The sequence below is a fragment of the Campylobacter sp. BCW_6461 genome, from assembly GCF_001762735.1.
GTDB lineage: Bacteria > Campylobacterota > Campylobacteria > Campylobacterales > Campylobacteraceae > Campylobacter_D > Campylobacter_D jejuni.
In genome coordinates this window covers 94,072-112,810 of the sequence record NZ_MJXJ01000007.1, presented here as the reverse complement: position 1 = coordinate 112,810, position 18,739 = coordinate 94,072, and the positions used below count along the sequence as shown (strand labels likewise).

Sequence of the window (18,739 nt, the reverse complement as noted above, 5' to 3'; positions counted from 1 at the left end):
AGGTCGCTTAGCTCAGTTGGTAGAGCGCCACCCTTACAAGGTGGATGTCATAAGTTCGAGTCTTATAGTGACCACCATTTTATAAAATCATAAATAGGTTTTATAATCTCTACTTCTTTACTTTGGATGCAGCGGTAGTTCAGCTGGTTAGAATGCCGCCCTGTCACGGCGGAGGTCGCGGGTTCGAGCCCCGTCCGCTGCGCCATCTTGCTTGGTAACAATTTTATAAGTATAATTTGCAAAATAATAAAAAATAGAGCTAAGGAAAAAAATGCTTATTATTGGACATAAATTATTAAAAAATTTAGATTTTTCTTTTATTGAAAGTGTTGAAGAAGTTAAAGATAATAAAGTTTATTGTATTGTTTATGATGAAAAATTGATTTCTTATTTAAGTCAAAATGATTTTGAATTTGCTATTTTAGTTCAAAATAAAGACGAGATATTTTTAGCCAATGCTTTAGGAGCTAAGTTTTTGCTTTGTAATGATAAAAAACTTGCAAAATTTGCTAGCAAGGTTGCAGAATTTTATGTTTTTGATAGTAGGGTTTTAATGATTGTTGATAAATTAGAGAATTTTAAAAAATTTTATAAATTAAAAATCGATGGAATTATTTTAAAAGATAATATAGATAATTTTCCTAAAAACTGATAAATTCTTTTGTAAAATAAGTGCTAATTGACGAGGTTTAAATAATGCAAAAAAAATCTTTTTTGAAAATTTACGGATTAATTCCTTTTTTACTTATAGCATTCATCAATGCTTTTGTGGATTTGGGACATAAAATTATTATTCAAAATACTATTTATAAGGCCTATGAAGGAAGTGAGCAGTTATTTTTAAATGCTATAGTTAATGCTTTGATTTTACTTCCTTTTATTCTTATGCTTTCTCCTTCGGGTTTTTTAGCGGATAAATATCCAAAAAATATTGTAATGAAAATTTCAGCAATTTTCAATGTTATACTCACTTTAATAATTTGCATTTGTTACTATAGCGGTGCTTTTTGGATGGCTTTTATTTTTACTTTTATAATGGGAGCACAAGCAGCGATTTATTCACCAAGTAAATACGGTTTTATTAAAGAACTCGTGGGAAAAGACTTTCTTGCTATGGGTAATGGTGTAATTAATGCGGTAAGCATTGTGGCAATCTTAGCGGGAATGGCTTTATTTTCTTTAAGCTTTGAAAGTCTTTATAGTTCTATGTATAATCAAACAGATGAAATTTTAAAAGAAGTAGCGCCTTTAGGAATTGTGCTAATTTTATTTTCTTGTATCGAAGTATTTTTTGCGTGGCGTTTACCTAAGCTCAAACAAACAAATAAAGATTTAGTTTTTAATAAAAAAGATTATATCCGTGGAAAACTTCTAATAAATAATCTTAAGCTTGTTTTTAAAAATAAAACTATTTGGCTTTGTATAATTGGAATTTCATTTTTTTGGGCTATATCTCAACTTTATCTTGTCAGCTTTCCTGTCTTTGCTAAAAATGAACTTTTCATAGAAAATACTTTTTATGTGCAAATTTCACTCGCTTTTTCTGGTATAGGAGTGATTTTAGGCTCTTTAGTAGCTGGTAAATTTTCAAAAAATTATATAGAACTTGGATTTATTCCACTTGGTGCATTGGGTATGTTTTTAATGGCTTTTTTAATGCCTTATTTTATAAGTTTATTAAGTTATAGTTTTTTATTTTTCTTTTTTGGATTTTGCGGAGCCCTTTTTATCATTCCTTTAAATACTTTAATCCAATTTCATGCTAAAGAAAATGAATTAGGACAAATTCTTGCAGGAAATAATTTTTTTCAAAATATTGCCATGTTAGGATTTTTACTCTTAGCAACTTTATTTGCAAAATTTGAAATCAATGTGATTTATTTGTTTTATTTTATTGCTTTGGTAACCTTTATAGGAAGTTTTTACATACTTTTAAAACTCCCCTTTTCTTTAGTGCGTATACTTTTAAGCATAGCTTTTTTACAACGATACCGTTTACTTGTGGAAGGTTTTGAAAATATACCAGAAAAAGGTGGAGCTTTACTTTTGGGTAATCATATTTCTTTTATTGATTGGGCTGTTGTACAAATGGCAATTCCAAGAAAAATTTATTTTGTTATGGAAAGAAGTATTTATTCTAAATGGTATATTAAAATTTTTCTTGATAAATTTGGTATTATTCCTGTATCAAGTACAGGAAGTAAGACGAGTTTAGAACTGATAGCAAAGCATATTAAAGAAGGTAATTTAGTTTGCTTATTTCCTGAAGGTACACTTTCGCGACATGGGCAATTAAATGAATTTAAAGCAGGATTTGAATTAGCTTGTGAATGTTTAAGTGAAGATGATGGAAAAATTATTCCTTTTTATATAAGAGGGCTTTGGGGTAGCGCTTTTTCAAGAAGTGATGAAGAATTTTCAGCAAGAAACCGCACTTTAAATAAAAGAAAAATTGCTATAGCTTTTGGTAAAGCTATGCCTTTGCATTCTAAAAAAGATGAAGTTAAAGCTAAAGTTTTTGAACTTTCTTTTATGGCTTGGAAATCACAATGCGAAGCTATGCATACTATAGCAAGAGCTTGGATAGATACAGCTAAAAAAAATCTAAATCAAATAGCTATTATCGATACACTAGCTGGAGATATTTCTTATAGAAAAATGTTGACTCTTAGTTTATTTCTTAATTTTTTTATTAAAAGAAAATCCAAAGAATTAAACATTAACCCTCAGCGTGGAAGTTACGCTCCTAAAGAGGAAGCTATAGGAATTTTACTACCTGCTTCTTTTGCAAGTTCTTTAACCAATCTATCTGTTTTAATCGCAGAAAAAATTGCAGTAAATCTTAATTTCACTGCTGGAGAAAAAGCTCTAAAAGCAGCTATAAAAAATGCGCAAATTTCACAAATTTATACTTCTAAAACTTTTTTAGAAAAATTAGCAAATAAAGGTATAAACCTAAATTTCGATACAAATATACATTTAATTTATTTTGAAAATATTGTAGAAGATTTTAAAATGCAAAAAACTAAAATTTTTAGCATGATGCTAGCAGTTAGTATTATACCTAGTTTTATACTCAAAAGCATCTTCACTCCTTCAAAAAACAATCTTGCCATCGCAGCTATTTTATTTAGTAGTGGAAGTGAAGGTTCTCCAAAAGGTGTTATGCTCAATAACCGTAATATTTTAAGCAATATAGCACAAATTTCTGATGTGCTTTGCACAAGAAATAATGATGTCATTCTCTCATCTTTACCACCTTTTCATGCTTTTGGACTTACCGTAACTACATTTTTGCCTTTGCTTGAAGGTATTAAAAGCATCACTTTTTCAGATCCAACCGATGCCTTAGGGGTTGCCAAAGCTGTTGCTAAAAATAATGTCACTATTATGTGTGGAACTTCAACCTTTTTAGGAATTTATGCAAGAAATAAAAAGCTTGATGCTTTAATGTTTGAAAGTTTAAGAATAGTTGTATCGGGCGCTGAAAAACTAAAAAATGAAGTAAGAACTACTTTTGAAATGAAGTTTAAAAAAAGTATTTTTGAAGGTTACGGGGCTACGGAAACCACGCCTGTGGCGAGTGTAAATTTACCAAATCATTTTGATGTGGATTATTGGCTTATACATCGTGCCAATAAAGAAGGAAGCGTAGGAATGCCTCTACCTGGAACTGCGGTACGTATTGTTAATCCAAATAATTATGAAAATTTAAAAACAAATGAAGATGGACTCATACTTATAGGCGGTCATCAAGTTATGGTAGGCTATCTTAATGACAAAGAAAAAACCGATGAAGTGGTTAAAGAAATTGATGGCATAAGATGGTACAACACGGGAGATAAGGGACATTTGGATGAAGATGGTTTTTTATATATTGTCGATCGTTATTCTCGCTTTGCAAAAATTGGCGGAGAGATGATTTCTTTGGGTGCAATAGAAGAAGAAATTGCCAAATTTATAGACACTGAAGTGGTTAAATTTTGTGCCACATCTTTAGAAGATGAGAAAAAAGGGGAACAAATTGTTTTACTCATAGAATGCAATAATGAAATTTTTGAAGGAGTATGTGAGGCTATAAAAAATTCTAATATACCTACACTTTTTAAACCTAGATATTATTTTCAAATAGAAAAAATTCCCCTCCTAGGTTCAGGAAAAGTTGATCTTAAAAAAGTTAAAGAATTAGCTAAAAATTTAGCCATATAATTTGAGCTTATAACAAAGTCCAAATTAAAATTGGCATAGAAACAAAAGCAAAAAGAACTCCAAAGGCTACAGCACTTACGGCTAAATTACTATCTAGTTTAGCTTTCATTACCATAGCTCCTGCTAAAGTCATAGTAGGAGCTGCACTTTCTATAATAGCAACGATGGTAGAATCTTTTAATTCCAAATTAAATATTTTTAAACAAAATACAAAAAATAAAGGAGCTAAAATCATTTTAGTGAAGATGACAACTATTGTAGGTTTGTAAGAGGTTTTAATCGCCATAAAGCCAAGTCCTAAACCTATAGCAAAAAGTGCAACAGGGGTTGCAGAGGCACCAAATAAACGAATAGGAGAGAAAATAAATTCAGGTAAAGTAATCAATTTACACAAAAAACCAAAAAGCAAAGCTAAAAAAGGTGGAAAACTAAGAATTTTTTTAACATTAGCAAGCAAACTGACTTTTTCTCCATTTCCCAAAGAAAGTATAAAAGGTCCAAAAAGTGATATAGGTAAAGTTGTGGCTAAAGCATCGTAAAATATAACTTCAGCGCTAAATTGTGGGTCATTAAATATACCAGCAACAATAGGCATACCCACAAATATAGTATTTCCAAAACAAGAAAGCAAAAACATACTGACTAAAGTTACTTTAGAAAAATGAAAAACTTTTCCAATAAGAATAGCAAAAAAAGCTGCTAGTATACAGCTAAACAATCCAATAAAAATAAAAATAATCAATGAAAAATCAAAATTTAAATGATATGCTTTATCGAAAATCAAACAAGGTAAAGCAAAAATAATAGCAAAATCTAAAAAAGTCCTAGCTTGTTTTTGCTTCAAAACGCCAATTCTTTTGGCAAAATATCCGCCTGCAAGTAAAATAAAAATTGTAAATAATGGTATAAAAACAAACATTGAGTAATCCTTTTTAAGGGATGGTTTTTGAAAACGGATAGAATTATATTCTTTATACTTAAAAAAAATCTTAATATTTTTTAAGTTTTTTAAAAAAACCAATATTTTTTATTTTTTGTAACTTTAAGAAATTGTAAGTTGAAATTTGATTTTGAATAGTTAGTATTTTAAGTTGAATGATTATAATTTTAAATAATGGTGCGGTTAGCGAGATTTGAACTCGCACACGCGGAGCGCACCACCCCCTCAAGATGGCGTGTCTACCAATTCCACCATAACCGCATAGAAAAAAGCCCAAAAAAGGGCTTTAATAAGTTTTATTGTAAAACTATAAAAGGATTTGCGTAAAGTGCTATTAGCGCGATAACAAGAGCATAGATAACTTGTGCTTCGATCATCGCTAAAGCGATAAACATAGTTGTCATTAATTTTGGCCCAAGACCAGGGTTTCTAGCTGTTCCTGCAATTGTTGCCGCTGCAGTATTACCCATACCGATAGCACCACCAAGTGCTGCAACACCAAGACCTAGGCCTGCTGCAAGAACTGAAAATGCTTTAATCCATACATTAATAGCTTCTTGCTCTACTGGAGCATTAATTTCAGCTGCAAAAGCTACTGCTGCACATGCTAATAATAAAAAAAGAACTTTTTTCATTATCTTAACCTTTCTATAAAAAAATTTTTTTCAATTTTTAAATCAGTTCGGCTTGCGTATCCCTACTTAAGACTTAAAAATAAAGCCGAATTATAACCAAAGGTATCTTTATTTTTATTGAAATTTACAAAAATTCACATTTTTGATTTAAATTTGATTGTTTTCAATAAAGCTTAAAAGTTTTTTTGCTTTAATAATATTTTAAAATAATTTTTAAGTTAAGGTTGCAACATTGAGTTCTAAATTTTCAAAAATAGGTTTCATTTTAGCGGTAGCAGGTTCAGCGGTGGGCTTGGGTAATGCTTGGAAATTTCCAACACTAGTAGGTCAAAGTGGTGGATCTGCTTTTATCTTGCTTTATATAATTCTTACTTTAGGTGTAGGTTTTGTGATATTTTTAGCTGAGCTTAGCATAGGAAAAATTAGTGAAAAAGATCCGGTTAATGCCTATGAAAAGTTAGCACCTTCAAATAAAAAAGCTTGGTCTTATGTTGGTTTTACTATGGTGGGGGCGATTTTAATAGTTTCTTTTTATACCTTGGTGATTGGCTGGATAGTTAAATATGTGTTTTTAAGTATCACTGGAAATTTGCCTATGGATCTAGAAGTAAGTAAAGCACAGTTTGGATTTTTTATAAGTGAGGATTTTTTAAGTCAGTTTATTTGTTTTACTTTGGTTTTTTTATGTGTTTTTTATATTGTTTCTAAAGGTGTTAAGAATGGGATTGAAAAGTTAAATGTTTGGATGATGCCTTCATTGTTTATTTTACTTATTTTGATGCTTGTTTATGCTATTAGCAAAGATGGTTTTATAATGGCGGTTAAATTTCTTTTTGTACCTGATTTTTCCAAAATCAACACTTCAAACGTTCTTGAAGCCTTAGGACTTGCTTTTTTTAGTCTTTCTTTGGGCGTTGGAACGATTATTACTTATTCTGCTAGTCTGCCTGATAAAACTAATTTTATTACCAGTACTTTAAATATTATTTTTATCAATCTTTTAGTTGGTTTATTAATGGGTTTGGTTGTTTTTACTTTTATCTTTGAATTTGGTTACAATCCTAATCAGCAAGGACCAGGACTTGTTTTTATTTCCTTAGCTACTTTATTTGAAAAAATTGGAGTGATTGGTTGTATTTTTGGAGCAGCGTTTTTTATTTCTTTAATCTTTGCTGGTATTACTTCAGCTGTTTCAATGATAGAGCCTTTCACTTTTTACCTTATTAATACTTTTGGTATGAGCCGTAAAAAAGCTTTGATTTTAATAGGAATTGTTGTTTATATTTTAGGAATGTTGTGTATTTTATCTTCTTTAAAAAGTACTCAGTTTGGATTTTTTGGAATGAGTTTTTTTGATTTGCTTGATAGTGTTTCAAGCAAGGTTATTATGCCTTTAGGTGGAATTTTGGCAGCTATTTTTGTGGGATTTGTGATGAAAAAAGAAGCTTTAAAAATTTTATTTAAACCTTATATGAGGGGTATATTTTTTGAACTTTGGTATGTGTTTTTGAGATTTATTTCCCCTTTGGCTGTTGTTATAGTTATGATAGCCGCTTTTTTAAAGTGAGTTTGAAAAATAATGAGAACATATTTTTCAAAAATCGGTTTTGTATTGGCTGTTGCTGGTGGAGCCGTTGGTTTAGGTAATGCTTGGAAATTTCCAACTTTAAGCGCAGAAAATGGTGGTTTTGTTTTTGTGCTTTTATATTTGTTTTTTACTTTAACTATAGGATTTAGTATTTTTTTGGCTGAAGTGGCTATGGGACGTTTAAGTAAAAGTGATCTTGCAAATGCTTATTCAAATCTTGCCATAAAATATGGCAATAGATGGCGATATGGCGGCGTTTTTATGTTAGGTGGTATTTTTATCCTCTCTTTTTATCTAGTTATCATGGGATGGGTTTTAAAATATACTGTAGTGAGTCTTTATTATCTTCCTAAAACTTTAGATGAAGCAGCAAGTAATTTTCAGAATGTAATTACTACAAATTTGACAAGTTCTGTTTTTTTCTTCACTTTATCTTTTTTTCTTACTTTATTGATAGTATCTAAAGGTTTAATCAAAGGGATTGAAAAATTAAACGTTGTTATAATGCCTAGCTTATTTTTAATGCTTGTTTTTATGTTGTTTTATTGCATGGGATTTAAGCAAGGTTTTGCAAATGCTTTTTCTTATTTATTTTATCCCGATTTTTCACATTTTAAATTCAGCTCTATTGCCGAAGCTTTAGGGCTTGCATTTTTTACCTTATGCTTGGGAATAGGTTGTATAGTTACATATTCATCGGCCTTGGATAAAAAAACAAATTTTATAAAAAGTTCAGTGTATATTGTTTTGATTAATTTATTGATTTCTTTTATTATGGGACTTATTGTTTTTACTTTTATCTTTGAATTTGGAGCCGATCCGCATACTCAAGGAGCAGGAATTGTTTTTGTATCCTTGATGAGTTTGTTTAATCAACTTGGAGCTTTAGGCTATATTTTTGCATTTTGTTTTTTCTTAGCACTTTTTTTTGCTGGTATTACTTCAGCTATTTCAATGATAGAGCCTTTAACTTTTTATATGATTAATAACTATCAAATTTCTCGTGTTAAAGCTCTATTTTTAATAGGTTTATTTGTTTTTGTTTTTGGAATTTGTTGTATCTTGTCATTAAATTTAAATTTTTTTTCTATGTTTAGTTTTTTTGGCAAAGATTTTTTTACTTTATTAGATAAATTAACTTCAAATTTTTTACTTCCACTTGGTGCTATAGTATGCTCTATATTTGTAGGTTTTTTTATGAATAAAAAACAAATTTATAAAATTTTTTCTAAATTTATAAGTCGAAAAATTTTCTTAATTTGGTTGTTTTTTATTCGTTTTATATCGCCTATAGCAATAATTTTGGTAATGTGTTATCAAATTTTTGTATAATAATGAAAAAATATTTTTTTAAGGAAAAATAATGGCTAAAAAATTCATCGATGTAATGGATACAAGCTTTAGGGACGGTTTTCAGTCTGTTTATGGAGCTAGGGTTTTAATGGATGATTTTTTTCCTGCAGTAGAAGCAGCAAAAGAAGCGGGTATTACTCATTTTGAATTTGGTGGTGGTGCTAGATTTCAAAGCTTGTATTTTTATCTTAATGAAGATGCTTTTACCATGATGGATAGATTTAGGGCTATTGTAGGAAAAGATGCTAATCTTCAAACTTTAGCAAGAGGAGTCAATACCGTTACTTTAGATACTGGAAATAGTGAACTTATTGATTTGCATGCAAAACTTTTTGCAAAACACGGTACTACAACGATAAGAAATTTTGATGCCCTTAATGATGTAAATAATTTAAAATTTAGTGGTGAATGTATAGTAAAACATGGGTTAAAGCATGAAATTACTATTACTTTAATGGATTTACCGTCAAATTGCAAAGGTGCTCATGATGTGCCTTTTTATGAAAAAATTTTAAAAGAAATTTTAACAGCAGAAATTCCTTTTCATAGTATTTGTTTCAAAGATGCAAGTGGAACTTCTAATCCAAATAAAATTTATAAAACCATTAAAATGGCTAGAAAAATTTTACCTCAAGATACACATATTAGACTTCATACGCATGAAACTGCAGGGGTGAGTATAGCTTGCTATCTTGCAGCGCTTGAAGCAGGGGTTGATGGTATTGATTTGGCTGCAGCTCCTGTAAGTGGTGGAACTTCTCAGCCTGATATTTTAACCATGATGCATGCTTTAAAAGGCAAAGATTATGATTTAGGTGGACTTGAAGAAGAAAAAATTTTAAGATACGAAGAAGTTTTAAAAGATTGTTTAAAAGAGTATTTTTTACCACCTGAAGCTACTATGGTAAATCCACTTATTCCTTTTTCTCCTATGCCAGGAGGAGCTTTAACAGCAAATACACAAATGATGAGGGATAATAATATTTTAGATAAATTTCCACAGGTCATTCATGCTATGAGAGAAGTTGTGGAAAAAGGTGGATTTGGTACTTCGGTTACTCCAGTTTCTCAATTTTATTTTCAACAAGCATTTAATAATGTTATGTTTGGGCCTTGGAAAAAAATCGCAGAAGGTTATGGAAAAATGGTGCTTGGTTATTTTGGAAAAACTCCAGTTACACCCGATGCAAACATTGTTGAACTTGCTTCAAAACAACTTAATTTAGAACCCACTACAGAGCTTGCTATTAATATAGCCGATAAAGATGAGAGTAAAAGCATAGCTTATACTAAAACCTTGCTTGAAAAAGAGGGTATAGAAACGAGTGAAGAAAATATATTTATTGCAGCAGCTTGTAAAGAAAAAGGTATAGCATTTTTAAAAGGAGAGGCAAAGGTAAATATACGCAAATTAGCTAGCATGCCAAAGCCTATGAGTGTAGATGAAAACAAATTTACTGTAGCTGTAAATGGTAATAAATATCATGTGGAAGTGAGTTATGGTTTTGATAAAGATGTTAATGTTAAGAGTGTAAAAAAAGTAGAAGAAAATAAAAATATTATTTCTTCAAATTCAACAAGTTCTGTCGATGCTGAAAATGAAATTTTAGCAGGTATTTCAGGTAATGTCTTTAAAATTTATGTTAACGAAGGCGAAGAAGTAAAATCAGGTCAAGCTATCATGGTTTTAGAAGCAATGAAGATGGAGATTGAGGTTAATGCCCCAAAAGATGGAATTATTTCAGAGCTTTGTATTAAAATAGGTGATACTGTTAATGAAGGCGAAGTATTAGCTATTTACAAGAATTAAAGTGAGGGAAAAATGAAAAAATTTGATAAGTTAGGTTTGGATAATATAAAGGAAATTTTTCATAATTTAAGTTATGATGAATTAAATGCTCATGAAAAAGCAAATAATGAAGGTTTAAGCACGGATAATGATACTTTTTGTGTAGATACAGGGATTTTTACAGGTAGAAGTCCTAAAGATAAATATTTTGTAAAACAAGATCCATCTAGTAAATATATAGCTTGGGGAAAGGTAAATCAGCCTATTACAAAAGAATTATTTGATAAACTTTTAACTAAAGCAAAGCAAGAATTAAGCGGAAAGAAAATTTATGTTCAAGATGTTTTTTGCGGTGCTTCTTTGCAAAGTCGCAAAGCAGTAAGATTTGTTACTGAAATTGCATGGCAAGCACATTTTGTTAAAAATATGTTTATTCGCCCAAGTCAAGAGGAACTTGAGAATTTTAAAGCAGATTTTATTGTTTATAATGCTTGCAAATGCATCAATGAAGATTACAAACAAGATGGTTTAAATTCAGAGGTTTTTGTGATCTTTAATGTTGAAGAAAATATAGCGGTTATTGGTGGAACTTGGTATGGTGGAGAAATGAAAAAAGGTATTTTTTCTATGATGAATTATTGGTTGCCACTAGAAAATAAACTTTCTATGCATTGTAGTGCAAATGTCGGAGAAAAAGACGATGTGGCACTTTTCTTTGGACTTAGCGGTACAGGAAAAACTACGCTTTCAACCGATCCAAAAAGAAGACTCATAGGTGATGATGAGCATGGCTGGGATGATGAAGGTGTGTTTAATTTTGAGGGCGGTTGCTATGCAAAAACAATCAATCTTAATCCTGAACATGAGCCTGAAATTTATGGAGCCATTAAAAGAAATGCACTTTTAGAAAATGTAGTTTTAAGAGCTGATAAGAGTGTTGATTATGCTGATGCCTCAAAAACAGAAAACACGAGAGTTTCTTATCCTATAGAGCATATTGAAAATCATGAGCCTAGTCTAAAAGCAGGGCATCCAAAAAATATTATATTTTTAAGTGCAGATGCTTTTGGAATTTTACCCCCGGTGAGCAAACTAAGCAAAGAGCAGGCTATGTATTATTTTTTAAGTGGCTATACAGCAAAAGTAGCTGGAACTGAGCGCGGTATAACAGAGCCTCAAGCAACTTTTTCAGCTTGTTTTGGAGAACCTTTTATGCCTTTACATCCAACGGTTTATGCGAGATTGCTTGGTGAAAAGATTGAAAAACATGAAGTTAATGTTTATCTTGTTAATACGGGTTGGAGTGGCGGAAGCTACAGTGTGGGTAAAAGAATGAGCATTAAGGCTACTAGGGCTTGCATTAATGCTATTCTAGATGGAAGTATTACAAAATGCGAATTTGAAAATTTTGAAGTGTTTGATTTAGCTATTCCAAAAGCTTTAGAAGGTGTAGAAAGTGTACTTTTAAATCCTATAAATACTTGGTTAGATAAAAATGCTTATATTGCAACAAGAGATAAATTAGCACATATGTTTATACAAAATTTTAAACGTTATGAAGATGTCAAAGAAGGCATTGAATTTAGCAAATTTGGACCAAAAATTTAAGGCATTTAAATGAAAAATGAAATGTGGTCAGGACGTTTTAGTGATGCAAGTGATGAGCTTTTAAAAGAATTTAATGCAAGTTTAAATGTAGATAAAACTTTGTTCAATGAAGATATACAAGGTTCTATAGCACACGCTACAATGCTTGAAAGTTGTGGTATTTTAAAAAAAGAAGAATTAGATGCTATTATAAAAGGTTTAGAGCAGGTTAGAAGTGAAATAGAGCAAGGTAAATTTATTTTTGATATTAAAGATGAAGATATTCATATGGCCGTAGAAAAGCGTTTAAGCGAGATTATAGGTAGTGAAATTGGTGGAAGACTTCATACTGCAAGAAGTAGAAATGATCAAGTGGCTACTGATTTTAAACTTTTTGTCAAAAAATCTCATATTGAACTTATAAAGCTTTTAAAAGAATTGATTCAAACCATGCTCGAACATGCTAAAGTGCATAAAAAAACTATTATGCCAAGTTTTACACATTTACAGCACGCTCAGCCTGTGAGTTTTTCTTTTTATATTTTAGCTTATGCTTTTATGTTAATGCGAGATATTAAGCGTTTGCAACATAGCCTAGAACTCGCAGACTTTTCGCCACTTGGATCTTGTGCATGTGCAGGAACAAGCTATAGAACCAATCGTGAGTTGAGTGCTGAAATTTTAGGATTTAAAGATATTATGCTAAATGCTATGGATGGAGTGAGTGATAGGGATTTTGCTCTTGATTTGCTTTATGATATAGCAGTTATTTTTACACACACATCAAGACTTTGCGAAGAAATGATCTTATTTTCAAGTTCGGAGTTTTCTTTTATAACTATAAGTGATAGCTTTTCAACAGGAAGTTCTATTATGCCTCAGAAAAAAAATCCTGATGTTTGTGAGCTTATACGTGGAAAAACAGGGCGTGTTTATGGAAATTTGATTTCTCTTTTAACTATAATGAAAGCTTTACCTTTAGCCTATAATAAAGATATACAAGAAGATAAAGAAGGGATTTTTGATAGTGTAAAAACCGCTAAAGATAGCTTAATCATCTTAAATGCAATGTTAAAAGAAATACAAATCAACAAAGAAAATATGCTTAATGCTTGTAAAAAAGGTCATTTGTTGGCTACCGATTTGGCGGATTATTTGGTGCGTGAAAAAAATATTCCTTTTAGAAAAGCACATTTTATAGTGGGAAATGTTGTTGCACAAGCTGAAGCACAAGGTATTGATATAAGTGAAATTAAAGATCTTTCAAAAATAGATCCTGTATTTGATGAAAAAGCTATGGAACTTTTAAATTTTGAATTTTCTTTAAATTCTAAGCAAAGTGAAGGCTCAAGTTCTATTGCAAGCGTAGAAAAGCAAATTCAAATTTTGGAAGGTTTTATTCAAAATTTATAAATATTGTTTAGGCTATTTTGCCTAAACATTGAATCTAAAGTGCATTACATCGCCGTCTAAAACGATATAGTCTTTTCCTTCAAGGCGTAGCTTTCCTGCTTCTTTGGCGCCATTTTCGCCTTTGTATTGGATATAGTCTTCATAGGAAATAACTTCAGCTTTTATAAAGCCTTTTTCAAAGTCATTATGAATCACGCTTGCTGCTTTTGGTGCTTTCCAGCCTTTTTTGATTGTCCAAGAACGCACTTCAACTACACCAGCGGTAAAATAGCTAATCAGTCCAAGCTTAGCAAAAGCAGTGCGTATGATTTGATCAAGACCGCTTTCGTTAACTCCTAGAGAACTTAAAAATTCATGACTTTCTTCATCGCTTAATCCTACTAATTCTTCTTCGATTTTTGCACAAAGCTTGATAACTTCATGATCATTTTTTTTAGCATATTCTTTTAAAGCTTTTACATAATCATTATCTTCACTAATACCATTTTCATCAACATTTGCACCATAAATCACCTCTTTAGCAGAAAGCAGTCTTAATTCCTTGATTAGGGCTTGATAAATTTCACTTTCCTTTTCAGGATAAGAACTTGCAGCTAAGCCTTTGTTTAAATGATCAAGTAAGGAATTTGCAAGTTCGAGACTTTCTTTGGCACCCTTTTGATTGGCTTTGGCTTCTTTGGTGAGTTTTTCTATTTTTTTACTCAGTTGCTCAATATCTGCTAAAATAAGCTCTGTATTGATAATTTCTACATCACGTAAAGGATCAACTCCACCTTCAACATGGGTAATATTTTCTTCATCAAAACAACGTACTATATGCAAAATAACCTCAGTTTCACGTATATTTGAAAGAAATTTATTTCCCAAGCCTTCGCCTTTACTTGCGCCTTTAACAAGTCCAGCGATATCTACAAATTCTATTAAAGAATGCATAATTCTTTCAGGTTTTACTATTTTAGCAAGTTCATTAAGTCTTAAATCAGGAACTTCAACCATGGCTTTATTAGGCTCTATGGTGCAGAAAGGATAGTTTGCACTTTGGGCATTTTGTGCTTTAGTTAAAGCATTAAAAGTTGTTGATTTGCCAACATTTGGAAGTCCTACTATACCTACGCTTAAACTCATTTAGCTTTCCTTAAAATTTGAATTAAATAATTAACACACATTCTAACTCCAGCTCCACCTGCGCCAAAACTAGAATATCCCCAAGATTTTTCTGTATAAGCAGGTCCTGCTATGTCAAGATGTAGCCATTTATCTTTATATTCTTTACGAATAAATTTATCTAAAAATAACCCTGCGGTAATTGCACCTCCGTAGCGACTAGAGGCAGTATTACTAACATCGGCAATATTTGATTTTATAAGTTCTCTTAAGTGAGGGTTGAAATGTAAGATTGTGGTATATTCTCCGCTTTTTTTAGAGCTTAGATAAAAATCATTTTGTAATTCCTCATTATTTCCCATAATAGCGCTTGTAAATTCTCCAAGTCCTACAACACAAGCTCCAGTAAGAGTTGCCATATCGATAAGTAAATCAGGTTTTAAATCCTGTGCAAAAGAAAGACAATCAGCTAAAACCAAGCGTCCTTCTGCATCTGTATTTCTTACTTCTATGCTTACACCTTCACGACTGATTAACACATCATCAGGCTTATAAGCATTGCCGCCTATCATATTTTCAGTTGCGCCCAAAATGCAATGCACTTCTAAATCTAAAGCAAGTTCAGCTACGGCTTTTATGATTCCCATTGCTGCTGCTGCACCGCTTTTATCAGCTTTCATTGTAAGCATAAAATCAGCTGGTTTTAAGCTTAATCCACCGCTATCGTAAGTTAAGCCTTTTCCAACAAATACAACACGTTTTTTTGCATTTTTGGCTTTATAGCTTAGATGAATGAGGCGTGGTGGGTGTACCGAGGCATGATTTACCGCTAAAAAGGCATTCATTTTTTCTTTGGCTAAAAATTTTTCATCATAAATTTTACAAATAATGTTTTTATTTTCTTTAGCTAAATTTTGCGCATCTTCTGCCATTTTTAAAGGGGTGTAAATTTCAGGAATTTCATTGACTATATTTTTAGTAAAATTTGTAGCATTGGCTAAAATTTCTCCACGCTCTAAACCTATCTTAGCTTCATCTTTATTAAATTTCTTACCATTTAATTCTTCGTTTGAAATAATAAATTTTTCCAAAGTACTTGTTTTTTTCTCGCTTTTATATTTGTCAAATTTATAAGCTCCAAAAAGTACGCCTTCAACTAAAGATGCAAAACTTCTAACTACACAATCTCCTATTATGCTAGGAAGTTTTACGCTTTTAATATTAAGTTTCTCAAGAGTTTTATATGCTGTGCAAAGACTTAATCTTATATCCTCATAAGCAAGACTTTTAAGCTCTAAATAAAGCTTTTTATTGTTTAAGTCTAATAATGCACCTTCGCCTTTGTAATTATTAAGTTTAAAAAAATCTTTTTCTTTGTTAAAAATTTTTAAATTTTTATCCTGTATAAAAACAAGTTCAAAGTCTGCTTTTATAGCATCTAGTTTTTTATCGTTTAATTCAAATTTCATGATTTTTTCCTTTTATCTTTAAGTATAGCTTTTTCCATTTGTTTAAAACCAAATAATAAAAGGGATAAAAAAGCTATAATAATAATGGCTGCATAATACCAATGTTCTTCAGCCCAAGTCACCATCTTCCAAATTTGTTCTCCAAAATACCAAGCTAAAAGTATAGTGATTGATGCCCAAACCCAAGCACTAAAAAGATTGATAATAGCAAATTTTTTTGCACTATAACGCGTGATTCCTATACTCATAGGTATAATGGTTCTAAAGCCATACATATAGCGTTGTATAAAAATAATAGGCCAACCAAAACGTTGTAAAAGTAGGTGTGCTACTGCAAATTTACGCCTTTGAGTTTTTAATTTTTTTTGTATGTAGCATTTATTATATCTTCCTATATAGAAGTAAATTTGATCGCCTACAAAACCGCCAAGACCTGCTATAAATATAACAAAGCCTAAATTTACATGTCCTTGATGGGCAAAAATACCAGCTAAAATTAAAGCTAACTCTCCTTCTAAAATGCACCATAAAAAAATAATAATATAAGCTAGATCTTTGTATTGGTAAAGTAAATTTTTTAAAAATTCTTCCATTTGTACCTTTCTATAGTTTTAAATTTCTAAAACACTATAAACTGAAGTAAGTTTTTCAAGTTTATTTGCTCCATTTAAATCTTTAAGATTCATTAAAAAACAAGCTTCAACACATTTTGCTCCAGCTTTTTGAATGAGTTCATATGAAGCTATAGCTGTTCCGCCAGTTGCTATTAAATCATCTACAAGTAAAACTCTTGCATTTTGAATATTTTTAAATGCATCTTTATGAAGTTCTACTTTATCGCTGCCATATTCAAGATCGTATTCGCAGCTAAAGGTTTCAAAAGGGAGTTTTCCAGGTTTTCTAATAGGCACAAAAGGAAGATTAAGTTTTGCACAAATCATAGATGCAAAGATAAATCCTCTGCTTTCTGTTCCTGCTATGAAGTCTAGATTGTAATCTTTGTAGCGTTCTTTTAAATGTTTAAGTAGAAAATTTAAAGCCTCTTTGTTATTTAGTAGAGTGGTAATATCTCTAAAAATAATTCCTTTTTTTGGAAAATCAGGAATAATCCTAATGCTATCAAGCAGGTATTTTTGTTCTTCTTGTGTTAGTTTTATCATAATAATGCCTCAATTTTTGCTTCTAATTCTTTAATTCTTTGTCTTAGTTTGTCATTTTCCAAGCGATATTGAGAATTTCTGGTTCTTAAAGATGTAAGGTCTGCTTTGATTTTATTAAGTTCTTCTGTGAGTATATCTATATTTCCAAGACTTCTTTGAAGTTGAATTTGTAGTTTTCTAATGACAATCTCAGTATCATCAAGATTGTTTTTGATAAAATCTTTTGATGTTTTTTCTTTATTAAGTAGAGTTTTATAGTAAAACAACATTACAATAAGATAGATAGTTGCACAAATCAATATAGTTAAAACAAGCCAGTTTGTAAACATTATATTTTTACCTCAATTTTTTGAATTCTTTGCATATGTCTCCCTTCTTCAAAAGGAGTTTGAATGAATTTTTCTATAATATCTATAGCTAATTCAACCCCAATTAATCTTCCGCCTAATGCCAAAACATTGGCATCATTATGCCTTCTTGCAAGTTCTGCACTTAAGCTTTCGTGGCATAATGCACAACGAATGTTTTTATGACGATTTGCTGCAATAGAAATTCCAATTCCACTTCCACAAATAAGAATGCCAAAGCTCCGTTTGTTTATTTTTTCGGCAAGTAAATGCGCATAATCAGGATAATCGCAGCTTGCGCAAGTGTTTGTTCCTAAATCGTTAAAAATTATATTTTTTTCTTTTAAAAATACGCAAATTTTTTCTTTTAATTCAAAACCAGCATGATCACTAGCAATATAAATTTTTTCCCTAAGCATTGGTTTCCTAATTACTATATAAAATAAGATAAAAACCTAATCTTATCATATTAAATCATAAAAACAGCTTTTCTTTGTTTTAAAAATAAGCTTTATTTTTCTTTATATATGTTAGAATCATGTGACAAGAAAAATAAAATTTCAATAAATTAAGAGGAGAAGAAAGTGAAGCTCATACTCATAGGATCTTCAACAGGTGGTCCTAATCAGCTTAAATTTCTTTTAAAGGATATTGATGTAAAAAATACTTGTGTAGTTATAGCTCAGCACATGAGTGCCAGTTTTATTCCATCTTTTGTGGGGCAATTTAATAAAGAAGCTTTTAGTGAAGTGTGCTTATTGAACGATAAAGAGATATTAAGCAATAAAATTTATATTTGCCCTAAAAATACTATTTTATCTGGAAATTTAAATATTGTAGCCGCTTGGCAAGATGTGGCTTCAAGCTTTAAACCGAGTGTGGATTTACTTTTTCATTCCGCTGTTTCTTTGGCAAAAACAAATAAAATACTTGCTATTATTTTAACGGGCATGGGAGATGATGGCGCAAAAGGTTTATTTGAGCTTTATAAAACAGGAGTTAGATGTTTATGTGAGAATGAAGCAGATAGCGTCGTTTATGGTATGCCAAAAAGAGCAAAAGATATGAATCCGCATTTAAAACCTATGAGCTTAAAAGAAATTAAAAAAGAAATTGTAAATTTTATTGATCAGGATTAATAAAAG

The 18,739-nt window shown here is 30.8% G+C and carries 16 protein-coding genes and 3 tRNA genes; 10 read left to right on the top strand and 9 right to left on the bottom strand.

What is annotated here, in order from left to right; all coding sequences use genetic code 11:
• The first annotated feature begins 1 nt into the window (after window position 1).
• From AJ882_RS00985 to AJ882_RS00970, 4 genes are all read left to right on the top strand, one after another.
• Window positions 2-77: transfer RNA gene (locus tag AJ882_RS00985), tRNA-Val, on the top strand.
• Between the two features lie 51 nt (window positions 78-128).
• Window positions 129-205 (top strand) — tRNA-Asp (locus AJ882_RS00980).
• 66 nt (window positions 206-271) lie between these two features.
• The gene (locus tag AJ882_RS00975; RefSeq protein WP_002853267.1) at window positions 272-652 is read left to right on the top strand and encodes a hypothetical protein; all 381 of its coding nucleotides are present in this window, start codon (window positions 272-274) and stop codon (window positions 650-652) included.
• 44 nt (window positions 653-696) lie between these two features.
• Window positions 697-4,209 (top strand): acyl-[ACP]--phospholipid O-acyltransferase, encoded by a 3,513-nt coding sequence (locus tag AJ882_RS00970; RefSeq protein ID WP_011049816.1) that lies wholly within the window; start codon window positions 697-699, stop codon window positions 4,207-4,209.
• Between the two features lie 7 nt (window positions 4,210-4,216).
• Here AJ882_RS00970 and AJ882_RS00965 read toward each other — a convergent pair whose 3' ends face one another.
• The 3 genes from AJ882_RS00965 to AJ882_RS00955 all read right to left on the bottom strand — a co-directional run bounded on the left by AJ882_RS00965 (window position 4,217) and on the right by AJ882_RS00955 (window position 5,784).
• A complete protein-coding gene (locus AJ882_RS00965; protein WP_002860555.1) occupies window positions 4,217-5,128 on the bottom strand; it encodes an AEC family transporter in 912 nt (303 codons plus the stop codon).
• Window positions 5,129-5,324: 196 nt separating this feature from the next.
• Window positions 5,325-5,410 (bottom strand) — tRNA-Leu (locus AJ882_RS00960).
• A gap of 35 nt (window positions 5,411-5,445) precedes the next feature.
• Window positions 5,446-5,784, bottom strand: a complete 339-nt coding sequence (locus AJ882_RS00955) for a F0F1 ATP synthase subunit C (protein ID WP_002860554.1) — start codon at window positions 5,782-5,784, stop codon at window positions 5,446-5,448.
• A gap of 232 nt (window positions 5,785-6,016) precedes the next feature.
• Here AJ882_RS00955 and AJ882_RS00950 point away from each other — a divergent pair, with 232 nt between their 5' ends.
• From AJ882_RS00950 to argH, 5 genes are read left to right on the top strand one after another with little or no spacing between them, the layout of a single operon-like run.
• Complete coding sequence (locus AJ882_RS00950; RefSeq protein ID WP_002858451.1) at window positions 6,017-7,351, top strand: sodium-dependent transporter; 1,335 nt, start codon at window positions 6,017-6,019, stop codon at window positions 7,349-7,351.
• Between the two features lie 12 nt (window positions 7,352-7,363).
• Window positions 7,364-8,704 carry a sodium-dependent transporter gene (locus AJ882_RS00945; RefSeq protein ID WP_011049815.1) on the top strand — a complete coding sequence of 447 codons (1,341 nt, stop codon included), beginning with the start codon at window positions 7,364-7,366 and terminating at the stop codon, window positions 8,702-8,704.
• A gap of 31 nt (window positions 8,705-8,735) precedes the next feature.
• Entirely contained in the window at window positions 8,736-10,535 is a 1,800-nt protein-coding gene (locus AJ882_RS00940) for a biotin/lipoyl-containing protein (protein ID WP_002867445.1), read from the top strand.
• Window positions 10,536-10,547: 12 nt separating this feature from the next.
• A complete protein-coding gene (pckA, locus tag AJ882_RS00935; protein ID WP_002867446.1) occupies window positions 10,548-12,122 on the top strand; it encodes a phosphoenolpyruvate carboxykinase (ATP) in 1,575 nt (524 codons plus the stop codon).
• A gap of 9 nt (window positions 12,123-12,131) precedes the next feature.
• Window positions 12,132-13,514, top strand: a complete 1,383-nt coding sequence (gene argH, locus AJ882_RS00930; protein WP_002867447.1) for an argininosuccinate lyase — start codon at window positions 12,132-12,134, stop codon at window positions 13,512-13,514.
• A 21-nt stretch (window positions 13,515-13,535) separates the two neighbouring features.
• Here argH and ychF read toward each other — a convergent pair whose 3' ends face one another.
• Genes ychF through rpiB form a run of 6 tightly spaced genes read right to left on the bottom strand, consistent with a single transcriptional unit; the run spans window position 13,536 to window position 18,013 of the window.
• The gene (gene ychF / locus AJ882_RS00925) at window positions 13,536-14,639 is read right to left on the bottom strand and encodes a redox-regulated ATPase YchF (RefSeq protein WP_002853275.1); all 1,104 of its coding nucleotides are present in this window, start codon (window positions 14,637-14,639) and stop codon (window positions 13,536-13,538) included.
• Window positions 14,636-16,087, bottom strand: coding sequence for a leucyl aminopeptidase (locus AJ882_RS00920; protein WP_002853317.1), 1,452 nt, complete (start codon window positions 16,085-16,087; stop codon window positions 14,636-14,638). Before AJ882_RS00920 ends, ychF begins: the two co-directional genes overlap by 4 nt.
• Window positions 16,084-16,680 (bottom strand): DedA family protein, encoded by a 597-nt coding sequence (locus AJ882_RS00915; RefSeq protein WP_002853249.1) that lies wholly within the window; start codon window positions 16,678-16,680, stop codon window positions 16,084-16,086. The genes AJ882_RS00920 and AJ882_RS00915 overlap by 4 nt, the downstream gene beginning before the upstream one ends.
• 18 nt (window positions 16,681-16,698) lie before the next feature.
• On the bottom strand, window positions 16,699-17,247 hold the full coding sequence (gene apt, locus AJ882_RS00910; RefSeq protein WP_002865899.1) for an adenine phosphoribosyltransferase: 549 nt from the start codon (window positions 17,245-17,247) through the stop codon (window positions 16,699-16,701).
• A complete protein-coding gene (locus AJ882_RS00905) occupies window positions 17,244-17,576 on the bottom strand; it encodes a membrane protein (protein WP_002853247.1) in 333 nt (110 codons plus the stop codon). Before AJ882_RS00905 ends, apt begins: the two co-directional genes overlap by 4 nt.
• Window positions 17,576-18,013, bottom strand: a complete 438-nt coding sequence (rpiB, locus tag AJ882_RS00900; RefSeq protein WP_002853308.1) for a ribose 5-phosphate isomerase B — start codon at window positions 18,011-18,013, stop codon at window positions 17,576-17,578. Before rpiB ends, AJ882_RS00905 begins: the two co-directional genes overlap by 1 nt.
• 165 nt (window positions 18,014-18,178) lie before the next feature.
• Between rpiB and AJ882_RS00895 the strand changes: the two genes are divergently transcribed.
• Window positions 18,179-18,733, top strand: coding sequence for a CheB methylesterase domain-containing protein (locus AJ882_RS00895; RefSeq protein WP_002853263.1), 555 nt, complete (start codon window positions 18,179-18,181; stop codon window positions 18,731-18,733).
• Window positions 18,734-18,739: the final 6 nt, after the last annotated feature.